We start from the raw sequence: 24850 nt of genomic DNA, 5'->3' as shown, positions 1-24850 counted from the left end.
TCAGTCCTCCCGGTTCGCCCGCGCCGGCAGCGTCACCCGGACCGTTCCGGGGCCGACGGTGACGCCCGCCGAGTTCTCGCACCACAGTTCGAGATCGACGACGCCGGGGCCCTCGTCGCCGCCGGGGCTCTCGTCGGTGCCAACGGACGCGACGCGCCCGCGTACCCACGTCGTGTCGCCGACCACGTTGAAGGCCCGCATCCGGAAGCCCCGGATCCCGCGGATGGTCCCGGCCGGGCCGATCCAGTCGCGTACGGCGCGCTCCCACATGCCCAGTAGCAGGCCGGTGTTGGCGTACATCTCCGGGGCGCCGGTGGCGCGGGCGTACTCGGTGTTGTGATGGATGGAGTTGAAGTCGCGGTTGGACCCGGCGGCCATCACGAGCCGGTACACCGTCAGCGGATACGCGACGCCCGGCACTTCCTCGCCCTCGCGTACGTCCTCGAAGTACCGCTGTCGCGTGGACGTGTCCGGCTCGGCCGCCGGGCCGCGTGTCCCGGCCGGTCCGGTCATGACCGTTCCCCCTTCGGCTCATAGGCGTACGTTCCGGTGCGCTGCCGCGCGACGACCTCCCCGGTCTCGGTCACGATCTCGCTCTCCCAGGTCAGGAACGCGCCGCGGCCGACGGAGGTCTCCTTGGGAACGCACCGGACCAGCCTGCGCCCACGCCGGCCGATCCGTTCCCCCGCCACCACGGGGCGAAGGAAGTCGAACTCGATGTCCGTGGCGAAGAACCCGGTGGTCCGGGGGCCGATCGGCATGTCCTGGTTGTTGATGGGGCTGTGCACCGGCTGCGCGTTCCGGTCCGCCGAGTCGAACAGTGTCTCGCCCGGCCGCCACATCGGCGGGATCGCCCACCCGACCACACCGGTGTAGGGCATGGTCACGTCGGCGAACCCGTGCTCTCGCGCGGCCTCCGGGTCGGTGTGCAGCGCGCAGTCCAGCTCCAACGGTTCGAGGAACCGCCGGATCGCGCCGCGCTCGACCACGTCGGCGCCGTAGACCGTCCGGCCGTCGGAGAAGTCCGTGCCGACCGCCTCTTCCACCGGCCACCAGGCCGCCCTCCAGTCGTCGGGCTCCGGCCGTTCGTCGCTCACGTCAACACCCCTCGTTCGGTCAGCTCGCGCACCCGGGCCTCCGGGTACCCGAGGATCTCCCGCAGCACGAACTCGTTGTCCCGGCCGAGCGTGGGCGCCGGCCGGCGGACCCGGCCGGGCGTCTCCGAGAGCACGTAGCGCGGTCCTTCGACGACCGTCTCCCCGTGCAGGGGGTGCGGCAGCCGGACCAGGTGCCCCCGGTGTCGCAGTGCCGGATCGGCCGCGAAGTCGGCGGGGTTCGCCGACAGGTGCGCCGGAACGCCGGCCGCCTGCAGCAGTTCCTCCACCTCCCGCGCCTTCCGCGACGCTGTCCACGCTCCGACCAGCCGGTCGAGCTCGGCCGACCGGGCGCGCCGGCCGGCGGCGGTCGCCAGGTCCGGGTCGCCCGCGAGATCCGGACGGTCCATCGCGTGCGCGAGGCGCGCCCATTCGGCGTCGTCGCGGACGGTCAGCGCGACGAAGCGGTCCCGGCCGTGCTCCGGCAGGCACGGGTAGACCCCGTGCGGCGCGAAGACCTCGTCCGCATTGCCTCTCCGCCTGACGACGGTGCCGTCGGCGAAGTAGCGCGCGCAGTACGGAGACAGGAAGTAGACGCCGGACTCGACCTGGGAGACGTCGATGTAGCAGCCCTCCCCCGTACGCTCCCGGCGCTCGAGCGCCGCCAGCAACGCGACGAGCCCCAGCCTCGGGGCCACGTAGTCGGTGTAGGGCCCGAACGTGCCGACGGGTGGTTCGTCCGGGAAGCCCACGAGATTCTGGAAGCCGCTCAGCGACGCGCCGGTGCTGCCGTACCCGGCGAGCATCGCGTACGGGCCGGTCTGCCCCATCAGCGAGGAGCTGAGCATGATGAGCCGGGGGTCCCGCGCCCGCAGCGTCTCGTAATCCAGGCCCCAGCGGCGCATCAGGCCGGGTGAGAACGACTCGATGACGACGTCGGCCCAGTCCGCCAGGTCCCGGGCGACGGCCCGCCCGTCCTCCGTACCGAGGTCGAGGGTGAGGCCGTGCTTGCCGGCGTTCACGGTGCCGAACAGCGCCGAGTTGTCCCGGCCCGGCACACCACCGTGGAAGGGCGGCATGAGCCGTGACGTCTCGATCCGCCGCGCGGACTCCACGCGGACCACCTCGGCTCCGAAGTCGGCCAGCGCCCGGCCGACGAGCGGTCCGGCAACGACCCAGGACAGGTCCAGGACGCGCAGCCCCGCCAGGGCGTCATCCGCCCGCCCAGCGGTGGTCTGCGGGTGGACGGTGGTCTGGGGGTACGCGGGACGCGGGCGGGCGAGTCCCGGGTCGTCGGCGGTCCGCGGGTCGGCTCGGCGCGGATGAACGGCGGTCCGGGGGTGGGCGGGGCGCGAGTGAGCGGAGTGCGGGTCGCCGGCGATCCGCGAATCAGCGGGGGACGGGTCGGCGGGGCCCGGATCAATGGCGGTCCCCGGCTCGGCGGGGCGCGAGTGAGCGGGGTACGGGTGGGCGGCGGTCTGCGGGGCGGCGGGGCGCGGATCAGCGGCGATCCCCGGGTCGGCCGGGCGCGAGTAAGCAGCGTGCGGATTGTCGGCGGGGCGCGGATCGGCGGAGCACGGATGAACGGCGGTCCCCAGATCGGCCGGGCGTGGGTGAGCAGAGTGCGGGTCGTCGGCGGGGCGCGGCCTCGGGGTCGTCGTCCACTGCGCCCGTACCTCGGCGGTGTGCTCGCCGGGCAGTGGCGCCGGGCGTCGTACGGCGGGAAAGACCGAACCGGTGATGTGTGCGAACCTCCCGGGAAGGGTCGTGGCCCGGTCGCCCTCGCCCACCCTCGACCAGAAATCCCGCTCCGCCAGTTGGGCGCTGGCGGCGATGTCGTCGATCTCCGCGATGCCGACGCACAGCAGCCGGCGCTCCAGGGCCGCGTCCAGAACCTGCGCCTTCGTCTTGGCGGCGAAGAAGGCACGGATGTCGGACCGCGCGGCGGCGATGTCCTCGCCGGTCAGCTCACCGGACTCGATCCGCTCGGGGACCCGGCGCCAGTCCCACTCCGCGAAGCGCGGGTCGCAGGCGTCTTCGGCGCGCAGCCACGCGAAGAAGTTGTTCGTGAACCCGCCGGACGCGGGCCCCATGGCGAGGTGGAACTCGATGACGCCGTCCCGGCAGGCCCACTTCTTCATCGCGCTCGACGTCGCCGCCCCGCTGCCGCTCTGGTCGGTGCGCGCGACCGGCTGCCGTTGCCATTCGGGCTTCTCGTCGCCGACGGCGTCGGCCAGCACCCGGCCCAGGGTGGTCACTCCGAGCGACGCCTGGACGGACACGTCGACGAGTTGTCCCCGGCCGGACAGGTACGCGATGAGCGCTCCGGCGGCGGCGTCCGCGGCCGCGTGCAGGTAGGCCTGCGGAACGCTGATCCGCAGCGGCGGGCCGTCCCCTTCACGGTGCGGGTCCAGTGGCCCGCCGGCGGCCCACAGCACCAGGTCGCTGTCGGCGTAGCCGGCCTTGGGACCGCTGAGCCCGAACGGAGTGATCGCCGTGTGGACCAGGTGCGGGAACCGGCTCCGTACGCGCTCGGGATCCAGCCCGTGCTCCACCAGCCGGTCGAGCGGCCAGGACGTGATGAGGATGTCGGCCGCGGCCAGCAGCGCGTCCAGGTCGGCGCGGCCGTCCGGCGCCGCGAGATCGAGGGCGACGCCGCGCCGGTTCGCGGCATAAGCGTCCCAGTAGAACGACCGGCCGCCCGCGATCGGCCCCGCATGCTCGCGTGTGCTCGGCGCCGCCTGCTCGCCAGCGGTCGGCGGCGCATACCCACCCGCGGTCGGCCCCGCATACTCGCCCGCGCTCGGCACCGCATTCCCGCTCACGGCCGGCGCCGCGTACTCGCGCGTGCGCGGCACCGCATGCTCGCCAGCGGTCGGTCCCGCAGGCCCGCCCACGGTCAACGGCGCATGCCCGCATTCGCTCGATGGTGGCTGCTCGCGGGCGGTTGAGCCGCCGGGCGGCTCGACCTGCACCACGTCGGCGCCGAGGTCGGCCAGCAGGCGGCCGCACAGCAGTCCGCGTTCGTCGCTGAGGTCCAGGACCCGGACGTGTTCGAGCATGTCAGTGGCGCTCCGTCCGCCGGCCGTTCTCGAAGATCGCTGAGGTGCCGGCGAACCGCTCGGTGAGGAAGGGCGACGAGCCTGGGGCGCTCGTCATGCCGCCGTCGACCGACAGGGTCTCGCCGGTCACGAACCGGGAGGCATCGGAGGCGAGGAACAGTACGGCTTCGACGACGTCCTCCGGGCGGATCGGGCGGTCCATCCACGCGGTCGCCGCCATCTTCTCCGCCGCGCCCTCCAGGTCGGCGGCGTCTCCGGTGGCGACGTCGGCCATCATCGCGGTCACCGTGGCCCCGGGGACGACGGTGTTCACCCGGATCCGGTCGGCCCGCAGTTCGGCGGCGACGGACCTGGTCAATCCGATCACCGCGGCCTTCGCGGCGCTGTAGGCGTGCGGGCCCTGGCCGCCTGCCAGGCCGGCCGGGCTGGACGTGGAGATGATCGAGCCGGAGCGCAGGGGGCGCATGACGCGGGCGGCGTGCTTCATTCCCAGGAAGACACCCCGGAGGTTCACCGCGAGGGTCCGGTCCACCTCGTCCATGTCCGCCGTCGCGATCGGGCCGATGGCGCCGAGGACCCCGGCGTTGTTGAACATCACGTCGAGGCGGCCGAACCGCTCGACGGCCGTGTCCACCAGCCCGCGTACGTCCGCCTCGTCGGCGACGTCGGCGGACCGTACGATGAGACGGCCCGCGGGTTCGGCGGCGAGCTCGGACGGCCGGTCCGCCCGCAGGTCGCCGGCGACGACGGACGCGCCCTCGTCCAGGAAGCGCCGGACCGCGGCCGCGCCGATCCCCGACAGCCCGCCGGTGACGACGGCGACCCGGCCGGCGAGGACGCCGGAAGGCACCGGCTCCGGCTCGCTCATGCTCCGCTCCCCGCTCGCCTCCGAGGTGCCTTCGGACGCCGTCCCTCCTCGTCCGAAGGCACCTCGGAGGCCCAGGCGGCGGCGCGGCGCTCCGACTCGGTCATACGGGCCGTACCAGGCTGATCGCCATCTCAGGGCAGGCGTCCGCCGCGTCGGCGGCCTGCGCCGCCATGCCCGCGGGCACGTCGAACTCGGTGCCCCGCTGCTCGACGAAACCCTCCTCGTCGTCGGTCAGCAGGTCGGGGGCCACGGTGTAGCAGCGGCCGTGCCCGGTGCAGCGGCCGGCGTCGATGCGAATCCGTTCGGTCAAGGCGTCCACTCCAGGGGAAGGCCGGTCAGCGTGAGTTGGCCGCCGCGTTCGACGAGTTCGGTGCCGGGATCGATCCGGTAGTCCGGGATCCGGGCGTGCCATTCGCGCAGGACGACGGCGAGTTCGAGCCGCGCCAGGTGCATGCCGAGGCAGCGATGCGGGCCGGCGCCGAAGCCGAGGTGCTGGTTGACCCCCTTCCGCCCGAGGATGAACCGGTCCGGGTCGGGAAACTTGCGCGGGTCCCGGTTGGCCGAGCCGATGCCCAGCCAGACGACGTCGCCGGGGGCCACCTCGATGCCGTCGAGGTCCACCGGGCGGGCGGTCTCCCGGCCGGCCTGGATGACCAGCGGGTAGAGCCGGATGAACTCCTCCACCGCGGCCGGCCCGAGATCGGGCTCGTCGGTCAAACGCCGCCTGTCGGGCTCGTTGCGGGCCAGGTGCCAGAACATGTAGCCGAGCGCGCTGCGCGTGGTGTCCAGGCCGGCGAGCATCAGCGTCATGCAGATCGTCAGGATGTCCTTCTCCGGCATCGGCCGCTCGTCGACCCGGGCCTCGACCAGCCGGGACACCAGGTCCTCCTTGGGATCCAGCGGCTTCACGCGGCGGAGGGCGACGAGGTCGGCGAAGTACGCCATGATCCGCTCGGAGGCGGCGCGGGCCTTGTCCGGGTCGCCGCCGAAGAATCCGCGAAAGGTGTCGTCGGCCCAGGGCACGAAGAACTCGCCGTCGGCGGCGGGCAGCCCGAGCAGGACCAGGAACACCTCGGTGGGATAGCGGATGGCGAAGTCGGCGACGAAGTCGCAGGTGCCCTTCGGGGCGAGTTCCTCGACCAGTTCGGCGCAGCGCGTGGTGGCGAAGGGCTCGATCCGGCGGACGGCGGCGGGCGAGAAGTACGGGTTGATCACGCGCCGCATGTCGGCGTGCGCCTGCCCGCCGAGCCGCTGCGGCAGCAGGTCGATGCCCTTCTGCGGGTTGAGCGCGCTGGTGATCTCGTTGGTGAAGGTCTCCGGGTCCTGGAAGCCGGCGAGCACGTCGTCGTAGCGCGTCAGCATCCAGAAGCCGCGCTCGGTCTGGTCGTTCCAGAAGAACCGGCTCTTCTCGCGCTCCTCGTCGAGCAGCGCGTAGTGGCCGGTGGGCGCCGTCGCCGCCCGGTAGTCGGTGTGACTTACCGGACACGCCCCGATCCGCTCAGACATCGGCACGGCTCCTTATCATCTATTTCGGACACGTTGCCACCGGCAACGAATAAAAGTCAATAATCATTCGCATGGTTTTGCCTTCGGCTTCAGGCGCGCGTGCCACGCCAGGCCGTCGTGCCGCCGTCCACCGCGTACACGCCGCCCGTGATGAACGACGCGGCGTCGGACGCCAGGAAGCAGACGAGCGCCGCCACCTCCTCCGGCCGCCCCATGCGGGGGATCAGGTGGTTGCCGGACATCTGCCGTTCCTGTTCCACCGGGTCCACAGCGGCGTCCAGGTGGCGGCGGCTCATAGGGGTGTCGACCGACCCGGGGCAGTAGCAATTGCACCGTACGTCCGGCGCGAGTTCGATCGCCATCGACCGGGTCAGCTGGATGACGCCGCCCTTGCTCGCCGAGTAGGCCGGCAAGGGGTATCCCGTCAGTCCGGCGACGGACGAGGCGTTCACCACGGACGGGCCGCGATCCGACGCCCGCAGGTGCGGCGCGGCGTACTTCGTCGCGAGCCACATCGCCTTGAGGTTCACCCCCATGACCGCATCCCAGGCCTCCTCCGGGAGCGTCTCGAACGTCGCGCCCGGCGCGAACGCGGTGTCCAGCACGCCCGCGTTGTTCACCAGTACGTCGAGGCCGCCCATCGCCTCCACGGCCGCGCCCACCATGGCCTCGACCTGCGCGGAGTCCCGGAGGTCGACGTGGACCGCCACCGCTTCGGCGCCCTGTCCCCGTACCTCGGCGGCAGCCTTCTCGGCCGCGTCCATGTCGAGGTCGGCGAGGGCCACGTGAGCGGCCCCCTGCCGCGCCGCCTCGATCGCGATGGCCCGCCCCATCCCGGCCGCCGCCCCGGTGACCAGGAATCGCTTGCCCGTCATTCGTTCTCCCCTCGGCCGTACGGCCGACCGCCCGGCGGCCGGCCGTACACGATCGTCGACGGTCAGGCCCGGTGAGCCGGCTCCGTCCGCGGGCCCCGGATCGCCAGCGCGCAGACGGCACCGAGCACCGCGATGCCGGCGCCGATCCACCAGCCCGTCTGGAAGCTGTGCTCGGTCGGCACGGCGATCGGCCCGGCCTTGACCACATGGGCGGTCAGCACGGCGGTGATGCCCGCACTGGCGACGGCCGCGCCCACCGGCCCCGCCGTCTGCCCGATCGCCGCCGCGGTGGCGACCTGCTCCGGACGCAGCGCCCCGATGAAGGTCATGTACGCGCAGGCGACGCCCATTCCGTAGCTGACACCGAACAGCGCCGGCCAGACCCACAGCTGCCACGCCGCGCCGTGCGCCACCGCCAGCAGCGCCATGCAGAGGATCGCGACGATGAAGGACACCAGGCCCAGCCCGCGAGCGGGCACCCAGCGGGCGATGGCGCCGGACACGATCCCGCCCGCCGCGATGCCGACGCACATCGGCACCATGACCATCCCGCCGAGCAGCGCGTCGTAGCCCAACCCGAACCCGGTCGACTTGGGCGCGGTCGCCATCGCCGGGATGGTGAAGTCCATGATCCACACCAGCATCGCGGTGAGCAGGAACACCCCCGCGCCGAGCAGGAAGGTCCGGTCCCGCAGCGCCCTGGTGTTGACCATCGGCTCGTCGGTCCGGTCCTCGACCATCCACCACGCGATCGCGGCCACCACGCCGAGGACCAGCATCCCGAGCACCTTCGCCGAGGTCCAGCCCCAGTGCGGTCCCATGCTCAGCGGAATGAGGACGAGCGCCAGCGCAGCACCGAGCAGTCCGCCGCCGACCCAGTCGACCCGGCGAACGACCCGGTCCGCCGACCTGGGCACTGCCGTGAGCGCCCACGCCGTCGCCACGAGCCCCAGCACGGCCAGCGACCAGAACACCGCGCGCCAGCCGACGTGCACGGTCTCGGTGATCAGCCCGCCGAACACGAAGGCGAGACCCGCGCCGACCCCCTCGGCGCCGGCGATGCACCCGAGCGCGAGACTCAGTGCGCGGCCGTTCATGTTGGTACGCACGATGGCCAGGGACAACGCGATCGCGCCGAGCCCGAACGCGCTGATGATCCGCCCGATCAGCAGGACCGTCATGCTGGGCGCGACAGCGTCGAGGGCGGCGCCGACGGTCACCGCGCCCATCGCGACCGAGAGCATCATGCGCTGGCCGAAGATGGAGGCCAGCGGCGGGAAGACTCCGGTGGCGACCGCGCTGGCCGCGGTGCTGGAGATGACGGTCCAGTTCAGCAGGGCACCGGACGCGTGCAGTGACGCGCCGATGTTGGGGAGGACGGACAAGGGGACGATCGCCGAGAGGGTGGCCAGCACCACGCAGTACGCGATGGCGCCGACCATGACGATCGATGCCGAGAGACGTCGTGGCGCTGCCGCGACGTGGGCGGTTGAGGCGGTCATTTGGGATCCTCCAGGGGCGAGAGCGGAGTCTGCCGTCCGCTCGCGTGCACCCGGCGCCGGGGAGGCTCGGGCCGTCGCGGCGAAAGAGGAGCCTGATCCCCCGAAGGCTCCTGGGAAGGTGTTGATGGCGAATAAAGTAGCCATATCATGCGACTGGTTTCTTTGTGACGTCAAGGTTACGACGGCAACAACCTGAGGACCTTCCCGAGAGGGGTCGATCCGTGACCATCGAAGAGCGCCTGCGACGCGTCGAGAGCCGCCTGGCCCTGCAGGAACTCGCGGCCCGCTACTGCCTCGCCATCGACGACCAGGACTACGACGCGCTGACCGAGTTGTTCCACGCCGAGGCGGTCATGCCCATCGGCGGCCGGGAGGTCCGTGGCCGCACCGCCGTGGTCGCCGCCCTGCGCGAGAAGCGCGAGCAGAACGGCGGATCAGTGCACACACCCGACGCCTGCATCCTCCATGAGCTGGGCGAAGACCACGCGACGGGCACGGTCCTCGCCCACGTCGAGATGGGCGTCGGCGACACGACACACTTCGGCGCCCTCCGCTACGCCGACCGATACGTACGCCAGGGCGGCGACTGGCTGTTCCTCCGGCGGGAGATGACGGTGATCCACATGGGCCCATGGCCGGAGGCCGGCGGCTCACTGACGTCCTGAGCCGTACGGCGGGGCCTTAAATATGAGCATGTTTTGTGGTTAACTCGTCCCCGCGTCACGGTCATCGACCGGAAGGAGTCCCCCCATGGCCCGTCCCTCCGGGATTTCGGCCCGCCCCGAACAGCCGGCCGAGTTCGACGTCGTCATCGTCGGAGCCGGGTTCGCCGGGCTGTACGCGGTGCACCGTCTCCGGGAGCTCGGGCTCGCCGTCCGCTGTTACGACGCCGCGAGCGGCGTCGGCGGCACGTGGTTCTGGAACCGCTATCCCGGCGCCCGGTGCGACGTGGAGAGCATGGACTACTCCTACTCGTTCTCACCCGAACTCGAGCAGGAATGGAGCTGGACGGAGAGGTACCCCGCCCAGCCGGAGATCCTGCGCTACCTGAACCACGTCGCGGACCGCTTCGACCTGCGCCGGGACATCCAGCTGGAGACCAGGGTCACCGGCGCGTCGTACGACGAGACGGCGGGCCGGTGGGAGGTCCGTACGGGCCAGGGCGACGTGGCGCGGGCCAGATTCCTGGTCATCGCCACCGGATGCCTGTCGGCCGCGCGCATCCCGGACTTCCCGGGACTCGGCTCCTTCCAGGGAGCGACCTACCACACCGCGGACTGGCCCGACGAGGGCGTGGACTTCACCGGGAAGCGGGTCGGCGTCATCGGCACCGGCTCGTCCGGCACCCAGGCGATCCCGCTGATCGCGGCGCAGGCCGCGCACACCACCGTGTTCCAGCGCACGGCCAACTTCAGCCTGCCGGCCCGGAACCGGCCGCTGGACCGCGAGTACGAACGCGCGCTGAAGGCGCGATACCAGGAGCACCGCGAGTTCGTCCGCTACACGCCGAACGGCACCGCGCGCCGCAACAGCGACCGGTCGGCGCTGGAGGCGTCGGCGGAGGAACGCCGGACCGAGTACGAGTCCCGCTGGCAGGAGGGCGGCGGCGGTTTCATCGGCGCCTTCAACGACCTGCTGAAGAACCAGGACGCCAACGACACCGCCGCCGAGTTCCTGCGCTCGAAGATCCGGGAGATCGTGCGGGACCCTCGGGTGGCCGACCTACTGAGCCCGCGCGGCTTCCCGGTGGGTTCCAAGCGCGTGACGGTCGACACCGATTACTACGCGACGTTCAACCGCCCCGACGTCACGCTCGTCGACGTCCACTCGGCGCCCATCGAGGAGATCACACCCACGGGCATCCGAACCGCTGACGCCTCGTACGAGCTGGACGCCATCGTCTTCGCCACCGGCTTCGACGCCATCACCGGGGCCGTACTCGCCATCGACCCTCGCGGCCGGGGCGGACTCCACCTGCGCGACAAGTGGTCGGCGGGCCCGCGAACGTACCTGGGGCTGGTCACCGCCGGCTTCCCCAACCTGTTCCTCGTCACCGGCCCGGGCAGCCCCTCGGTGATCAGCAACATGGTGGTGTCGATCGAGCAGCACGTCGACTTCATCGCCGACCACCTCGTCTACCTGAACAAGAACGGCCTCGAAGTCACAGAGGCCGACGCCGCGGCAGAGGACGCCTGGATGGACCACGTCAACGAGGTCGCGGCGGGCACACTCTTCGTCAAGGGGAACTCCTGGTACGTCGGCGCCAACGTGCCGGGCAAGCCCCGGATCTTCATGCCCTACGTCGGCGGCGTCGGCGTCTACCGCCGCAAATGTGAAGACATCGCCGCAAGTGACTACCCCGGCTTCCGCACGACCTGACCCACCCGGCCCCGGCATGTCCACCACAGGCTTGGATCGACCTCAAATCCGAACTCCTTCGGGTGCATACGGTTTAGGAACGCAACGGCTGAAATAGTTCTGGCCTGCGCAATCTTCGACCAAAACGCTGGGTGTACCCACCTGCTACCCACGAACGGCGTGCTCCGCGCCCAAGGAGCCGCGACCCCGGCTTCTCCGACACGGGCGATTGGCTCCGCTCAGACGAGCCGACGGATTTACAGTCCCGCCGCGTGAATCTGGTGAAACGTCTGATGTCGGTCCCACGGAGTGGAGAGCCGTCAGGGTAAATCTGCTAGGGTTGGCTCCCTTCTCTGGCTCCCCTGGACCTCTGTTCTCTCCGCTGCCTTACCTGGTCATACATACAAAGGCACCCGCAGAGACGACCCCAAGGACGCAGGGAAGCCCCGTTACAAGATCTTCCACAGCCGGGCGGTGTGGTCGGCGCTGCCGGTAGCGAGGGTTTTGCCATCCGGGCTGAACGCCACTGACAGGACCGTGTCGTCGTGGCCAGTGAGGGTTGCGGTGGTGTGACCGGTGGCCACATCCCACAGTCGGACGGCGTCGTCGAATTTACCGCCGCCGGTGGCGAGGGTTTTTCCGTCCGGGCTGAACGCCACCGCACTGACCGCATAGTCTCCGTGGCCGGTGAGGGTGCCGGTGGTGTGACCAGTGGCCACATTCCACAGCCGAACCGTGCCGTCGACGCTGCCGGTGGCGAGGGTCTTTCCGTCCGGACTGAACGCCACCGACGAGACCGCGTCTTTGTGACCCGTGAGGGTGGCGGTAGTGCGACCGGTGGCCACATTCGACAGCCGGGCGGTTTTGTCCTCGCTGCCGGTGGCGAGGGTTTTGCCGTTTGGGCTGAACGCCACTGAATGGACCGGGGCGTAGTCGCCGGTGACGGTGGCAGCGATTTGGCCGGTGGCCACATTCCACAGATTGGCGGTGCCGTAAGTTTCAGCGCCACTGCCGGTGGCGAGGGTTTTGCCGTTTGGGCTGAACGCCACTGAATTGACCGTGCTGTCGGCGCTGGAGAAAGTGATGGCGGCGTGGCCGGTGGCCACATTCCACAGCCGAACGGTTTTGTCCTCGCTGCCGGTGGCGAAGGTTTTGCCGTCCGGGCTGAACGCCACCGACAAGACCGCGTTGTACTGGCCGGAGTAGAAGGTGGCGGTGGTGTGGCCGGTGGCCACATTCCACAGCCGAACGGTGTCGTCGAAGCTGCCGGTAGCGAGGGTTTTTCCGTCCGGGCTGAACGCCACCGACATGACCCCGTTTTTGTGGCCGGTGAGAGTGATGGAGGGGGTGGATTCGGTGTCTCGCAGCAGCTTTACCAAAGGGAGGAAGCCAGCGACAGCTGCTAGTCCGAGGCTGCTCAGGACAACGGTGCGACGTTCGATCCGGCGCGGGACGGGCGTGGATGTCATCCCCGACGTGGGGGCGGTCCGTGCTGCTTGCGGCGTATTCGATTGTAGGCGCAGGGGTGGTGTTGGGTCTGCCGCAGTAGTTTCTGGTGTATCACTCACCCGTGCTGGAGGGGGGCGGTTCCCGGGCCGCTGTTGCGGTTCGTTAGGGATCTGGTGCTGGAGTTTGGCTACAGACTCAGTGTTAGCAGAGGCCGGTTTGGGCGGGGCCTTGGCGACTTTCGTTGCACCCCAGGAGGAATGCGCAAGGTTGCGGGCGAAACGAAAATGTCCGACCGTGTCGTTGTGGCGCTGGTTGGGTCTGGGGAGTCCACGTGAAGCGAGGCGATGGCGCAGGTGCGGGTAGATTTCCGCGAGGGTGAGCCATGGTGGACCATTGTCGAGCCCTTCATGGAGCAGGCCGAGGAGTTCTCGGGTGAACGAAGTGGCGGTGCTGGCCTGCTCGGCCACGGGTACGACGTGAGCTGTAAGATCGGCGGCCGTTAGCGTGTAGGCACCCTCGACCGTGGTGGAATCGGCAATGCCCTTCGCGGACAGCGCCTGAGTGGCCCGGCCGGCGTAGCAGCAGTCCAAGATCACGATCTTGGACTTGGCGGGACTGTCAAGCAGAGCACGTCTGACCTTTTCGTACTCTATGCCGGTCACGTCTGGATCGTCCTCGTCAGTATCAAGGACGGTCAGGGCCAGCTCCCCTGTTTCCATGAGGACACCGTGGCCGACGTAGTAGAGCAGCAGGGTTCCCGTGGTGGCCCTGGCCAGCTGCCGGACCTTCCGAATGAGCTGGGTAGCATCCTGGGGGTTCTTTACCTCGGTAATCTGCTCAACCGACCATCCACCCAACGCGGGGTCGATAAGCATGGCGTGCATGCCATCGAGGCTGTTGAGAACGGCGGGATACGGTTCAACGCTCTGAGACCGGTAACGATCGGCCCCGATCAAGATGGCCCGGGAGTCGACGAGATCATCGCGTGCCTCAGGCACCAGCATCGCCCTCGCGACGAAGCAATTCAATGATCATGGAAGAGGCATCGGCCGAGTCCTTCGCTTCCACCTCCAGCGTACGGCCATCATCGGTGGTGATGGTGAACTTGACGGCGGAGCGGCGACTGCGGATCCAGGCTGCAAGCCTTTCCGCCAGCGCCATCGCCGCAGCGGTACTCCCAAGTGCGGCAGTGATCGCCTCCAGCACGCCGCCTAGCTCCTGTGGCCCCGGGGACCTGCTTACCTGCTTCACGCACCCCTGAAGTTCACGGTCATCCCGCAGCCAGCTATGCAACGCAGCAAGTTCCCGCGGTTCGTCACCGCCGACGACCTTGATCCGCACACTGCTCAACACGCCACCGTTCCACTGATCGAAACCCCGAAACTCCCGGAAAGCAGCGGCCAGCGCGCTACTAGCTGACCGACAACAGACGACAGGATCGTCTCACAACTGGCAAATCAGAGCTACCTTCTTGGAACATAAGGCAATCATCGAACCAGCCTCAGATACCATAGAGCGACCATCTTCGCCGTCCGAGGCTGCAAACATGGCTGCCCGCCTGATAGTAAGCCGCGCGGCCAGATCGGTGAGCGAGTAGCCGCCCAGGTCAGGAATCTCGATTTCGATCATCAGTAGTTGTCCTCTCGGCGGTTTGAAGCTCGCCCCCTTTTGGCAGGGCTGACCGCATTCTCATTGCGTGAGACCGAGGACGATGAGCGGGCGGTCGAAGTGGTCTCGTGCCCAGCGGGTTCCTTCGGCGATGTTGGTGAAGCCAGGCGTAGCGCGCCGATGGCGTGGCTGCGCATGACGGCCAGGATCGAGGGCAGCGCACCGGGTCGGTTCGAGCCGCGGAGTTCGGCGCGGGAGGTCACGCGTATACGTGAGGCGAGTCCGGAAGTGGCTCGTCTCGTGTGCCTGACGTACCTCAACGTCTGGGCGGCCAAGAGGCGTGTCGATGACGTCCTGCGCGGCACGAAACCAGATGGGTAAGGTTCGGGATGAGTTCGGCCATCGTGGTGATGACGGCATCGGCTCCGGCTGCGGTGAAGCGTTCGAGCTTGCCGGGCTTGTTGGCGTAGCCGATGCTGAGCATTCCGGCGTTGCGTGCTCCCTCGATGTCACTGAGGGAGTCGCCGATCAGGACACAGTCGGCAGGTGTCGCGTTCAGCTCCTTAACGGCCTGGCTGATCAGGTGGGGGTCGGGTTTGAGCAGCCGGGGGTCTGGATCGGCGCGGCCGATGATGGCGGTGAACATCGGTGCGAGGCCGGCGGTCGAGAGGTAGCGCGCGACGGCTTCGCGGGAGTTGTTGCTCACGGCGGCAATGACGCGTCCGCCGTTGTGGGCCGCCTCGATGGCCTCTCGCGCGTGCGGGGTGGCGGCGGCTACCTCGACGGCGCGTAGCTCCATCATGCGCAGCTCGGCTGCGACGGTCTGGGTGAGGTCTGGGCTGATGGTCGCGGCGAAGCGCAACACGTCGAATGGATCACGTGAGGCTGCGGTGTTGCCGATGATGTCGACGCCTTGGCTTGTCACCAATTCGCGTAGGTGGGCGGCGATGGCAGGGGCTGGGAGGCCGGAGAAGATACTGCAGATGGGGCCGTCGAAGTCGAACAGCAGATGGCTGCTGTGGACCGGGACCTCGGCTAGGACAGTAGTGGGTGAGGTCATCCGGTGAACTCGCGACTGATCGTCTCCCAGACGGTGTTGAACCACTGGCGGGCCTGCGCGACGTACTGCGCTCTGGCGGCTGAGCCGTCATGGATGGTGTGTCGGAACAAGCTTGCTTCCTTCCCCATCAGGTCGAACATGGGATGCGGCATCCCCTGGATTTGCACGTCATGTTGCCTGATCGGGTAGAAGCCGAAGAAGACCTCTTCGTTGTTCACAATGTAGAGCTTGAACAGTGGCGGGCAGTCGTGAACGCGGATCTCGGCCTTGGCGAATCCGGCTTGGCGTCAAGCCGGGGCTGAGTGACGCGCGTCCAGCGATATCGCTTCCGAGCGATCCGAGTAACCGGAAGATCTGGGTAGAAATCGATGCTGCCCGTGGATCGTTCGTATGGCGACGGGACGACAACGAGCATCACCCGGTCGACGATCCCGCCGGCGCCGCCGTGCGCCTCGCCGAGTATCTGCGCCAACGAGACGCGGGGTCGGACGAGCGGTCATGACGCCGGATCCGGCGACAACGCTGCGCCAGCGGTTCCCGGGACTGGTGTTCTGGTTCGGAGCGTGTACGGGGTCATGGTGGGCGGTGATCCCACCGCCTGCCAGATGGCGGCTCGTCGAAGCGTCCGATCCCGAACAGCTGACCCATGCCGTGATCAAGGCACAGTTATGGCCCTGGCCCGGGCCGCGCCAGGGCGCACGCTGGACCCTGGGTGTCAGGTGATGCATCGGTCGTTACTGGCAGGTCGGGCTGCAGTTCGGCGCGCCGAGCTAGCCCGACCACCGCGACCCGGCTGGCATGGTGGGCCGTGGATCTCCCGGACGGTGGGTCCCTACTTGGTCGATCTCACGAGCGGCTCTTGGCCCAGATCATCAGGCGGCCGGTTTCTGCAGGTGCGTCCGGCGTGTGATCGTCGATGCGATCCAGGCGATAGCCGAGTCGCCTCGGGATCGCCGCGCTGGCAGCGTTGGCCTCGTCGCAGTGGATCTCGATGCGCTCGGTCTCAGGCAGCGCGAATCCCGCATCAGTGAGGACCCTGGATGCTCTGGTCGCCAAGCCCTTGCCCGTGTGGTCGATATGAAGCCAGTAGCCGATGTCGAAAGCCCCCGGGCCTACTCGAGCATGCAGACCTGCGGTGCCGAGCAGCCGCTCGCCATTCGCGTCGAAGATGCCGTAGATGTAGGCCTCACCCGTGTCCCACTGGCTGACTGCCGATGCGATGAAGGCTTCCTGGTCGTATGGCTTCGGCCGTTCGGCTGCCCAGGGCATCCACGGATGCAGGATCTCGAAGGACTCCAGGACGGCCGTGTGCAATGCCGAGACATCTGCCCGCGTCCAACGGCGCAGCAACATGCCGTCGAGCGCGATGCGTTCTGGTGGCCTCATGCCCCGATCATGGAAGCCGTGCCACTCGCCTGCAACCGCTTTAAGACCGGTTGTCGGCACAAGCCTGATCGGTCACGCCGATCATGTCGGGACACGCGAAAGTCCGCAAATGATCGTCACGGCTGCACAAGCCACGCCCAGCCCTCCGGGAACGGCCAACGACACCGATTGTTGTCCGGCGAGTGTCGCCTTCGCGGGCGACGAGTTGGGTCTTGTCGAGTTCGGCTGCCGATCACCATGATGTTTACGTGAACATCGGACAGGGCGGGGACGTGCGGCGGATGCCCGCCGGGTTGGTCGCGCTCGGGCTCGGCGGCTTCGGGATCGGCCTGACCGAGTTCGTGATCGCGGGTCTGCTGCCCCAGGTGAGTCGTGACCTGGGCGTCTCCACTGCCGCGGCCGGGTGGCTCATCTCGGGGTACGCCCTGAGTGTCGCGATCGGCGCGATCCTGTTGACCGCCGCCACCACTCGCATCCACCGCAAGGCCGTCCTCGTCGGGTTGGTGGCGTTGTTCGTCCTCGGCAATCTGCTGTCCGCGGTCGCGCCCACCTACGGCGTGGCGCTGCTCGGCCGGGTCGTCGCCGCCCTGTGCCACGGCTCCTTCTTCGGCATCGGCTCGCTCGTCGCCCGGCGCATGGTCCCGCCGGAGCGGGCCTCGCGCGCGGTCGCCGTGATGTTCGCCGGGCTGACGGTCGCCAACGTGCTGGGCGTGCCTTTCGGCGCCCTGGTCGGCGAACGTTACGGCTGGCGCGCCACGTTCTGGGCGATCACCGGGATCGGTGTGCTGGCCGTGGCCGCCATCGCCGTATGTGTCCCGGCCTGGGCGGGCGCCGTGGACGAGGCCCACAGGCCGGCCGGCCTGCGTCCGCAGCTACGGGCCTTCCGCTCCTGGCAGGTCTGGCTGACGCTCGCCGCCACCGCCCTCGGCTACGGCGGCATGTTCGGGGCGTTCAGCTACATCGCGTACACCTTCACCGAGGTCACGGGCTTCTCGAGCACCGACGTCGCCTGGCTGCTCGTCGTCTACGGCAGCGGCCTGGTGATCGGCAACATCGCCGGGGGCCGGGCGGCCGACCGAGATCGCGACCGTACGCTGATCGCGTCCCTGGCAGGACTCGCCGTCACGCTCGTGGCGTTCGGGCTGCTGGCCGACGGGAGAGTCGCGTCGGTGGTCCTGGTCTTCCTCATGGGCGTCTTCGGGTTCGCGAGCGTCCCGGGCATGATCACCCGTGTCACGGACGCCGCCGGCGGCGCGCCGCTCGCGGCCAGCGCCAACGTCTCGGCCTCCAACGTCGGCAACGCCCTGGGCGCCTGGCTCGGCGGCCTCGTGATCAGCGCCGGCCTCGGCTACACCGCGCCGCTGTACGTCGGCGCCACGGTCGTGGCGGTCGGCCTCGCCGTGATGGTGGTCACCACGCGCACCGCCTCACCCCCGCCGACCGGCCTAGACCAGGCGGCCGACCATGCCTGCCCGGAACACCAGCACAGCACGAGCCGGTAGCCGCCCGGGGCCCCCGGCGGTGCCCCCTCAGGCGTTCCCGCGACTCGCCTGCCTGCCGCCGTGAGTCGCGAGTCCTTAAAGCCACGGCTCCTTCGGCAAAAGATCGGCGTGAAGTTCCTCTCGTTTCTTACGCGTTCGACTGTCGATCCCCGCGACGCGTAGCAGGACGTTCAACGCTTGTTGGCATGGAGATCGAAGGTGCACCGCCGGTCAATTCGAGTGTGTCCGTCTTCCGCGTACCGTCGGCGTGGTGGCGCAGGGCGATCATCGGGTTCGCGGGTCTCTTGTCGGCCGCCGTGCTCGCCAGAGATCTCTCACGACCCCACGCCCTTGTGGGGATGCATGAATTCAACTCTTATAATGATGGCGTCTATTTCGGCGCAGCGTTGCGACTGACCAACGGGTATCTCCCCTATCGAGACTTCACGTTCTTGCACCCGCCGGGCCTGCCGATGATACTGGCGCCTATAGCCGCGTTGAGCCATATCGTCGGCGAGCCGGTTGCGATGGCGATCGCCCGTCTCCTGACGGCGGTGACCGCCGTGGGCGTCGTCGTGCTCGGCATATTGATCGTGCGATATCGCGGGCGTATCGCCATGATGACGACAGGCGTGGCCTTGGCCTGCTCCCCGAGAATCGTCGATGCCGCCGATACGGTCGAGCTCGAAGCCTACCTTCTCATATTCTGCCTGCTCGGCACGCTTGCCCTGTTCGGCTCGACCGGTCGTTTCACGTCAAGCAGGCGTCGAACGTTGGTAGCCGGTCTAGCATTCGGCTTCGCCGGTACGGTCAAAGTCTGGGCGTTGATGCCGATCGTCGCCCTGCTGGCCGTCTACGCGGTTTCCTGCTTGGCACACAGACAATGGCGCCGGAGCAGGTGGCTGCTCGGCGGCATCACCGCTGGTGCGGCTGTTCCTCTCGTCCCGTTCTTCGCCCTGGCCCCTGCGGCATTCGTCCATGATGTGGTCGTCGTCCAGCTCACCAGAAAAGGCTCGGGATGGCAGGAGCTGCCGATCGGCGCCAGGCTTCAGTCGATGACCGGCCTTGACGCGCTGCCCCGCCTGCACGCGGCATCCGCTATCGCCATCGGCGCATTGCTGGCGCTGGCGTTGGCGGTCGTCGTCAGCCATGCGATGGCCGGCGACCGCGTCGCACTGGACTGGTTCATGTTCGCGGGCGCGACCGTCACGGTGGCCGGGCTGTGCGTTCCGCGTCAGTTCTTCAGAACCTACGGCTACCTTCCCGCGGTGTTCCTCGCCTTGCTGCTCGGCGTGGTCGTCGGCAGATTCGCTCGTGCGGTGATGGCCGGCCGTTTTGGACCAAATTCTAACGTGACGGCACTGAGGCGTACGGCGACGGTGATTCTTTTGATCGTCGGCTACGTCGCCGTCCTGGCGCAAATCGGATACACGCGCAACTTTACCTCCAAGTACGTCGACTCTGGGCGTACGCTTTCCTCCTATATCCGCCCAGGCGCATGTGTGGTATCGGATGGCGCCTCAGCCTTGATCGAAGCCGATCGTCTCGTCGCGGACCGGCGTTGTCCCGCGACGGTCGACGTCTACGGGCAGTGGATCGCGGCCAATCCGGCGCACCCGCCCCCGTATATCGGGCCGTTCGAGCCGCAGCTTGTTCGGACCTGGGAGACGGCCATACGCCAAGCCGACTACGTCCTTCTGTCCGGCGTACAATCGACCTTCGTACCCTGGACGGTCGGGCTGCACTCGTATTTCTGGTCACACTATGCCCTGGTATACATTGGGCCCGGCGGCTGCCTCTTCCAGAAGATGGCAGACCTCAACCCGAAAACGCTTCCGCCTGGATCCGCCGATCGACTGCTCGCAGCGGGGATCTCCGCCCAGCAAGGCGCCGACACGACGGACGCCCTGATCTATTACACCGCCGCGGCGCGAATCGACCCCGGTAACGCACTGACCCACTTCGACATGGGCACCATCTTCCAGGGAAACGGGAACACCGCCGGCGCGGAGAGCGAATACAAGCACACCCTCGCCATCAATCCGCGATTCGGCGGAGCACTCTACAATATGGGCGTCATGCTGACCGCGACCAGGCCGGCCGAAGCGATTTCATATTACCGAAAGGATCTCCGAGTCGAACCGAGCCACGCAGCGGCAGATCTCAACCTTGGCCTGCTACTCATCAGACGAGGCAAAACCAGCCGAGGTCGAACCTTCATACGGACGGCGATTCGCCTGAACCCGGCCTTTAAACAACAGCTCCCACCGGGAATAAAACTGTAATGCCAACGCCTCCGTTCAAACCACACCTCGCAGCGCTCCCCGGGCCAGCGCGATCCCGCCCAGTGGCTCCGCTCGGATGCCGAGTGGCGAAGGGATCACCGGGAGGTCGCCGACGGCGGGCAGCGCGGTGCGGCGTATCCCGTCCCGCATTCCGGCCAGCACGGCGGGGTGCGGTGGTACGTCGGCCGTGCTCACCACGACGCGTTCGGGGTCGATCATGTTGGCCAGCGCGCCGAGCTGTTCGCCCAGCAGTTCTCCGATGCGGCCTAGTACGCGCCCGGCGGCGGTGTCTCCGGCGTCGCAGCGCCGGAACAGCTCGTTCAGTGCCAGTAGACCGCCCTTGCCGCCGGTGCTGTGCCGGGCGGCGATGTACAGCTCCATGGCCAGGCAGCCGCGGGCCCCGCACACGCATGGGTGGCCCATCTCGTTGATCTGGACGTGGCCGATCTCGCCGGCGTAGCCCGCGGCACCGCGGTAGAGCCGCCCTCCGACGACCAGCGCCGAGCCGATGCCGGGAGCCAGCTTCACGTACACCAGATCGCGGCAGCCCCGCCCGGCGCCCTCGGTGATCTCGCCGACGGCGGCCAGGTTCGCGTCGTTCTCCACGGTGATCCGGACGTCGGGCAGCCGGTCCCGTAGCCACTCCACCGGCCGGAAGCCGACCCAGTCCGGCAGGATGCCACGGGGCTGCGGCTGGTCGCCGTCGCCGACGGGACAGGGCAGGCCCAATGTAAGACTCGTCAGCGACTCCACGGCCGAGTCCAGTGTCGTCAGGCATTCGTGCAGGAGGCGGTGGCCTGCGTCCAGCGCGCCCATGGCGTTGAGGGCGACGTCCAGCGTCTCCTCACACTCTGCCAACGCCCCGTCATCGGCGTTCGCGACCCGGACCCGGACGGAGTCGCGCGAGAACGCGAGCGCGGCGAACATCCCCTGAGGTGGCCGCCTGCGCCAGCGCTGCGCGGGCCGTCCCCGGCCGCCGGACGCGACGGCGGGCTCGCACAGCACGGCCCCCTCCGCCTGCAGCCGGTGGAGCATGTCGGCGAGCGTCGGCCGGCTCAGCCCGCTGGTCCGGACGAGGTCCGCCATCGTCACGGCGGTGTCGTACGGGATCAGTGCCAGCAGCCGGGACCTGCCTCCGGCGGTCATGCGCGCGCCTGCGACGTCGGCCGGACGACGGGGACGGCGATCTCCGTCGCCCGGATGAGGGCGCCCAGGGTGCTCCCGCGTTCGCCCAGTTCACCGGCCACGAGGCGCATCCCGTCGCCCACCGCCGGATGGGTGCGCCGGTCCAGCGACTCGCGGAGTCCGGCGAGCACCGGCTCGGCGGCGTCGGCCAGCAATCCGCCGAGGACGACCGCGGCCGGGTTGAGTATGTTCGCGAGGTCGCCGACGACGGTGCCGATGGCCCGGCCCGCGTCGGTGAGCGCCCGCCGGACGATCGGATCGGCGTCGGCCAGCTCGATCAGCCGGGCTGGGCTGATCGTGCCGAAGGACGGCCGGAGCACCTCCAGGATCGCGACCGACGACGCCATCGACTCCAGGCAGCGGTGGCCGCCGCACCGGCACGCGCGGCCCGCGCCGCCGGCGGCGCCCACCGGGATGTGCCCCAGCTCTCCGGCGAGGCCGTGGAAGCCGTGGTGTACGCGTCCGGCGAGGATCAGGGCGGCGCCGATGCCGGACGAGACCTTGAGGTAGAGCAGGTCCTGAAGGCCGCGGCCGGCGCCGAGCCGGGCCTCCGCCAGCGCCCCGAGGTTGGCGTCGTTGTCGATGACGACGGGTAGCCCGAGCCGGTCGCCGAGTTCGGCGGCCGGGCGGGAGCCGCCCCAGCCGGGCAGAATCGAGCTGGTCACGACGCTCTGGTCGGCGGCCAGGACCGGTGCCGGAAGGCCCATGCCGACCGCGACCGGTTCCCGGGGGCCCGGCAGCGGCGCGAGCGCGGCGCGGATCTCCTCCTCGGCCACGCGCAGCGCGGCGTCCCTGCTGCCGGCCACGTCGAAGTCGATGGTGTGCTCGTTCAGCACCCGCAGGGACATGTCGGCGACGGCGACCGACAGGTGGCTGTGCCCGAAGTCGACGGCCGCGACCAGTCCGGCCGCGGAGGTGAGCGACAGCCCGGCGACGGGACGGCCCGGCCGGCGGGTTCCGGGGTCCGGGCCGGCGGTGCGCTCGGCCAGCAGCCCGGACGACAACAGCTCCGCCACCGCGCCGGACACCGACGATCGGGACAGCCCGGTCCGCTCGATCAGCTCCGCCCGGGTGAGGAACACCTCCCCGCACAGCTCGTCCAGGATCAGGCGTACGGCGGTCGGCCTCCGGCTCGCCCAGGCTGAGTCGGTCATACGCAAAACTCCAGGGGATCTCGCGGCTGTTATGTTCAGACTTTTACATTAATGATTTTCGTCAAGCATTGGACAAAATAGGCCCTTAATTAATCTCATTGACCGGTTAGATACTGGTACCTAGTCTCCTCTTGCAGATCGAACCGGAGTCCGGCGCCGAAGGCAACCACTCGTGATCGGGGGCCGATTATGTCGCCCCGCTGCGGAACTCCAGAGGTGGCCACACCTCGGAATCCGCGGCCCCAGGGCGGCTTGAGAGGCAGGTACACATGATCCGCCGACGACCGCGCCAAAGATCGATTCACTCCATCCTCATCGGGACGGCCCTCGCGCTGCCGGCCCTGTACGCGGCCCCGGCCCAGGCCGCGGCGTCCGGCGGCGACGGGACCGTCGTCCGGACCGACAAGGGGCTCGTCCAGGGCAGCACGGTTCAGGGCGTCGACAAGTTCCTCGGCATCCCGTTCGCGGCGCCCCCGGTCGGGGACCGCCGCCTCGCCGCACCCGCGCCCGCGCCGCGCTGGTCCGGCGTGCGCCAGGCCACGAAGTTCGGCCGGCCATGTCCGCAGCTGCCGAGCGGCAACGGACCGCGCTCGGAGGCCGAGGACTGCCTCTACGTCAACGTCTTCCGGCCCGCCGGGGCACGCAATGCGCACCGCCGGCTGCCCGTGCTGTTCTACATCTACGGCGGCGGCCTGCAGAACGGCGGCGCCCAGCAGTACGACGGGGCGAAGATCGCCGCTGACAACAACGTCGTCGTGGTCACCGCCAACTACCGGCTGAACGTCTTCGGCCTGCTCACGCTCCCCGGGCTCAGCGGGAACTACGCGCTGCTCGACCAGCAGGCCGCGCTGCGCTGGACGCGGACGAACGTCGCGGCGTTCGGCGGCGACCCCGGCGCGGTGACCGTCGGCGGCGAGTCCGCGGGCGGGATGTCGGTGTGTGCGCACCTGGCCGCACCGGGCTCCGCGGGGCTCTTCGAGCGCGCGATCATCCAGAGCGGCTCCTGCCCGTCGACGCCACGGGAGCAGGCCGATTCGCAGGGCACCGCGTTCGCACGCTCGGTCGGCTGCTCCGACGCGGCCACCGCGGTGGCGTGCCTCCGCGCCAAGCCCGTCGCGGAGCTCCTGGACGCGAGCACACGCATTCAGACCTCCTTCGTACACGGCGGTGATCCCCTGCCGACCGCGCCCGCGGACGCGGTGAACACCGGCCACTTCGCCCGCGTGCCCGTGCTCATCGGCGCCAACCACGACGAGGGCCGGACCTTCGCCCTCGGGTTCCTCGGGTACACACCGGCGCAGTACGAGGCCTGGGTCAGGTCGGTGTACGGGGACAAGGCCTCCGGGGTGCTCGAGCGCTACCCCGTCAGCGCCTACACCGGTCCGTACGCCCCCGTCTACGCCATCGCGGCGATCATGACCGACGCCGGTCTGGTCGCCGGCATCGGGGGATGCCCGGCGCTGAGCCTCGACCAGCAGATCGCCCGGCACACCCGCACCTACCAGTACCAGTTCGACGACCGGAAGTTCCCCGGGCTCACCCCCGGCAAGCCGGAGGGGTACGAGTGGGGCGCGCCGCACGCGGGTGAGCTGCCCTACCTGTTCCCGAGCTTCGACAACGGCACGCCGATCACGCCGTACTTCACCGCCGCCCAGCGCCGGCTCTCCGACGACATGAGCCACTACTGGGGTTCGTTCACGCGCGCCGGCACTCCCAACTCATCGCTCCACCGCCTGGCGTACTGGCCGGACCTCAGGGCGAAGGCCGTGCTCTCGCTCCGGCCCGGCGGGCAGAGCACCCGCATCTCCTTCGGCGAGTACCGCGCCGAGCACAACTGCGACTTCTGGGACGGCTTGTCGGCTCCCGGCGCCTCGGCCCGCGCGACCGGCCTGATGACCGCCCGCGGAACACCGGCTCTCGGCTGACCACCCCCGAGGTTCCCGGGCCCGCCACAGCGCCCTGCTCAAGCCGCCGTCA

At 69.3% G+C, this 24850-nt stretch carries 21 protein-coding genes; 5 read left to right on the top strand and 16 right to left on the bottom strand.

Annotated features, from left to right (window positions below; translation table 11 throughout):
- The 8 genes from ACQP2O_RS18780 to ACQP2O_RS18745 all read right to left on the bottom strand — a co-directional run bounded on the left by ACQP2O_RS18780 (position 1) and on the right by ACQP2O_RS18745 (position 8907).
- A complete protein-coding gene (locus ACQP2O_RS18780; protein ID WP_433186450.1) occupies positions 1–513 on the bottom strand; it encodes an acyl dehydratase in 513 nt (170 codons plus the stop codon).
- Positions 510–1097 (bottom strand): FAS1-like dehydratase domain-containing protein, encoded by a 588-nt coding sequence (locus tag ACQP2O_RS18775; protein WP_433186447.1) that lies wholly within the window; start codon positions 1095–1097, stop codon positions 510–512. The genes ACQP2O_RS18780 and ACQP2O_RS18775 overlap by 4 nt, the downstream gene beginning before the upstream one ends.
- Positions 1094–4156 carry a CoA transferase gene (locus tag ACQP2O_RS18770; RefSeq protein WP_433186444.1) on the bottom strand — a complete coding sequence of 1021 codons (3063 nt, stop codon included), beginning with the start codon at positions 4154–4156 and terminating at the stop codon, positions 1094–1096. The genes ACQP2O_RS18775 and ACQP2O_RS18770 overlap by 4 nt, the downstream gene beginning before the upstream one ends.
- Position 4157: 1 nt before the next feature.
- Entirely contained in the window at positions 4158–5024 is an 867-nt protein-coding gene (locus ACQP2O_RS18765; protein WP_433186441.1) for an SDR family NAD(P)-dependent oxidoreductase, read from the bottom strand.
- Between the two features lie 100 nt (positions 5025–5124).
- Positions 5125–5334 carry a ferredoxin gene (locus ACQP2O_RS18760; protein WP_433186439.1) on the bottom strand — a complete coding sequence of 70 codons (210 nt, stop codon included), beginning with the start codon at positions 5332–5334 and terminating at the stop codon, positions 5125–5127.
- Entirely contained in the window at positions 5331–6530 is a 1200-nt protein-coding gene (locus ACQP2O_RS18755) for a cytochrome P450 (protein ID WP_433186437.1), read from the bottom strand. Before ACQP2O_RS18755 ends, ACQP2O_RS18760 begins: the two co-directional genes overlap by 4 nt.
- 89 nt (positions 6531–6619) lie before the next feature.
- The gene (locus tag ACQP2O_RS18750; protein WP_433186434.1) at positions 6620–7405 is read right to left on the bottom strand and encodes an SDR family NAD(P)-dependent oxidoreductase; all 786 of its coding nucleotides are present in this window, start codon (positions 7403–7405) and stop codon (positions 6620–6622) included.
- 62 nt (positions 7406–7467) lie between these two features.
- A complete protein-coding gene (locus tag ACQP2O_RS18745) occupies positions 7468–8907 on the bottom strand; it encodes an MFS transporter (RefSeq protein WP_433186432.1) in 1440 nt (479 codons plus the stop codon).
- A 221-nt stretch (positions 8908–9128) separates the two neighbouring features.
- On the opposite strand from ACQP2O_RS18745, the gene ACQP2O_RS18740 reads away from it, so the two are divergent.
- Both ACQP2O_RS18740 and ACQP2O_RS18735 read left to right on the top strand, forming a co-directional pair.
- Positions 9129–9572 carry a nuclear transport factor 2 family protein gene (locus tag ACQP2O_RS18740; protein ID WP_433186429.1) on the top strand — a complete coding sequence of 148 codons (444 nt, stop codon included), beginning with the start codon at positions 9129–9131 and terminating at the stop codon, positions 9570–9572.
- 85 nt (positions 9573–9657) lie between these two features.
- Positions 9658–11286, top strand: a complete 1629-nt coding sequence (locus ACQP2O_RS18735) for a flavin-containing monooxygenase (protein ID WP_433186426.1) — start codon at positions 9658–9660, stop codon at positions 11284–11286.
- A 428-nt stretch (positions 11287–11714) separates the two neighbouring features.
- Here ACQP2O_RS18735 and ACQP2O_RS18730 read toward each other — a convergent pair whose 3' ends face one another.
- From ACQP2O_RS18730 to ACQP2O_RS18705, 6 genes are all read right to left on the bottom strand, one after another.
- On the bottom strand, positions 11715–13712 hold the full coding sequence (locus tag ACQP2O_RS18730; protein WP_433186423.1) for a caspase, EACC1-associated type: 1998 nt from the start codon (positions 13710–13712) through the stop codon (positions 11715–11717).
- Positions 13705–14055: an effector-associated constant component EACC1 gene (locus ACQP2O_RS18725; RefSeq protein WP_433191064.1), complete on the bottom strand. Its 351-nt coding sequence runs from the start codon at positions 14053–14055 to the stop codon at positions 13705–13707. Before ACQP2O_RS18725 ends, ACQP2O_RS18730 begins: the two co-directional genes overlap by 8 nt.
- Before the next feature lie 102 nt (positions 14056–14157).
- Entirely contained in the window at positions 14158–14343 is a 186-nt protein-coding gene (locus ACQP2O_RS18720) for a hypothetical protein (protein WP_433186420.1), read from the bottom strand.
- A 295-nt stretch (positions 14344–14638) separates the two neighbouring features.
- Positions 14639–15382 (bottom strand): HAD family hydrolase, encoded by a 744-nt coding sequence (locus tag ACQP2O_RS18715; protein ID WP_433186418.1) that lies wholly within the window; start codon positions 15380–15382, stop codon positions 14639–14641.
- A complete protein-coding gene (locus tag ACQP2O_RS18710; RefSeq protein ID WP_433186415.1) occupies positions 15379–15600 on the bottom strand; it encodes a hypothetical protein in 222 nt (73 codons plus the stop codon). The genes ACQP2O_RS18715 and ACQP2O_RS18710 overlap by 4 nt, the downstream gene beginning before the upstream one ends.
- A gap of 628 nt (positions 15601–16228) precedes the next feature.
- Positions 16229–16768, bottom strand: a complete 540-nt coding sequence (locus ACQP2O_RS18705) for a GNAT family N-acetyltransferase (protein WP_433186412.1) — start codon at positions 16766–16768, stop codon at positions 16229–16231.
- Between the two features lie 248 nt (positions 16769–17016).
- Between ACQP2O_RS18705 and ACQP2O_RS18700 the strand changes: the two genes are divergently transcribed.
- On the top strand, positions 17017–18270 hold the full coding sequence (locus tag ACQP2O_RS18700) for an MFS transporter (RefSeq protein ID WP_433186409.1): 1254 nt from the start codon (positions 17017–17019) through the stop codon (positions 18268–18270).
- 185 nt (positions 18271–18455) lie between these two features.
- Positions 18456–20534 carry a tetratricopeptide repeat protein gene (locus ACQP2O_RS18695; protein WP_433186406.1) on the top strand — a complete coding sequence of 693 codons (2079 nt, stop codon included), beginning with the start codon at positions 18456–18458 and terminating at the stop codon, positions 20532–20534.
- Positions 20535–20549: 15 nt separating this feature from the next.
- Here the strand turns inward: ACQP2O_RS18695 and ACQP2O_RS18690 are convergent, their stop codons facing one another.
- Together ACQP2O_RS18690 and ACQP2O_RS18685 are read right to left on the bottom strand one after the other, a co-directional pair.
- The gene (locus tag ACQP2O_RS18690; protein ID WP_433186403.1) at positions 20550–21680 is read right to left on the bottom strand and encodes an ROK family protein; all 1131 of its coding nucleotides are present in this window, start codon (positions 21678–21680) and stop codon (positions 20550–20552) included.
- The gene (locus tag ACQP2O_RS18685; RefSeq protein WP_433186401.1) at positions 21677–22873 is read right to left on the bottom strand and encodes an ROK family protein; all 1197 of its coding nucleotides are present in this window, start codon (positions 22871–22873) and stop codon (positions 21677–21679) included. Before ACQP2O_RS18685 ends, ACQP2O_RS18690 begins: the two co-directional genes overlap by 4 nt.
- Positions 22874–23142: 269 nt before the next feature.
- Here ACQP2O_RS18685 and ACQP2O_RS18680 point away from each other — a divergent pair, with 269 nt between their 5' ends.
- Positions 23143–24798, top strand: a complete 1656-nt coding sequence (locus tag ACQP2O_RS18680) for a carboxylesterase/lipase family protein (RefSeq protein WP_433186398.1) — start codon at positions 23143–23145, stop codon at positions 24796–24798.
- Positions 24799–24850: the final 52 nt, after the last annotated feature.

The sequence above is a fragment of the Actinoallomurus sp. CA-150999 genome (genome assembly GCF_050942425.1).
Classification (GTDB): Bacteria; Actinomycetota; Actinomycetes; order Streptosporangiales; family Streptosporangiaceae; genus Actinoallomurus.
Note: the sequence above shows the minus strand (reverse complement) of the source record. Positions and strands in the feature narration are given on the sequence as shown.

Excerpts from the sequence above, each read along its gene's own strand:
- ACQP2O_RS18780 (WP_433186450.1), bottom strand. The coding sequence starts at position 513 with ATGACCGGACCGGCCGGGACACGCGGCCCGGCGGCCGAGCCGGACACG.
- ACQP2O_RS18770 (WP_433186444.1), bottom strand. The coding sequence starts at position 4,156 with ATGCTCGAACACGTCCGGGTCCTGGACCTCAGCGACGAACGCGGACTG.
- ACQP2O_RS18765 (WP_433186441.1), bottom strand. The coding sequence starts at position 5,024 with ATGAGCGAGCCGGAGCCGGTGCCTTCCGGCGTCCTCGCCGGCCGGGTC.
- ACQP2O_RS18755 (WP_433186437.1), bottom strand. The coding sequence starts at position 6,530 with ATGTCTGAGCGGATCGGGGCGTGTCCGGTAAGTCACACCGACTACCGG.
- ACQP2O_RS18750 (WP_433186434.1), bottom strand. The coding sequence starts at position 7,405 with ATGACGGGCAAGCGATTCCTGGTCACCGGGGCGGCGGCCGGGATGGGG.
- ACQP2O_RS18745 (WP_433186432.1), bottom strand. The coding sequence starts at position 8,907 with ATGACCGCCTCAACCGCCCACGTCGCGGCAGCGCCACGACGTCTCTCG.
- ACQP2O_RS18735 (WP_433186426.1), top strand. The coding sequence starts at position 9,658 with ATGGCCCGTCCCTCCGGGATTTCGGCCCGCCCCGAACAGCCGGCCGAG.
- ACQP2O_RS18720 (WP_433186420.1), bottom strand. The coding sequence starts at position 14,343 with ATGATCGAAATCGAGATTCCTGACCTGGGCGGCTACTCGCTCACCGAT.
- ACQP2O_RS18715 (WP_433186418.1), bottom strand. The coding sequence starts at position 15,382 with ATGACCTCACCCACTACTGTCCTAGCCGAGGTCCCGGTCCACAGCAGC.
- ACQP2O_RS18705 (WP_433186412.1), bottom strand. The coding sequence starts at position 16,768 with ATGAGGCCACCAGAACGCATCGCGCTCGACGGCATGTTGCTGCGCCGT.
- ACQP2O_RS18695 (WP_433186406.1), top strand. The coding sequence starts at position 18,456 with ATGGAGATCGAAGGTGCACCGCCGGTCAATTCGAGTGTGTCCGTCTTC.
- ACQP2O_RS18690 (WP_433186403.1), bottom strand. The coding sequence starts at position 21,680 with ATGACCGCCGGAGGCAGGTCCCGGCTGCTGGCACTGATCCCGTACGAC.
- ACQP2O_RS18685 (WP_433186401.1), bottom strand. The coding sequence starts at position 22,873 with ATGACCGACTCAGCCTGGGCGAGCCGGAGGCCGACCGCCGTACGCCTG.
- ACQP2O_RS18680 (WP_433186398.1), top strand. The coding sequence starts at position 23,143 with ATGATCCGCCGACGACCGCGCCAAAGATCGATTCACTCCATCCTCATC.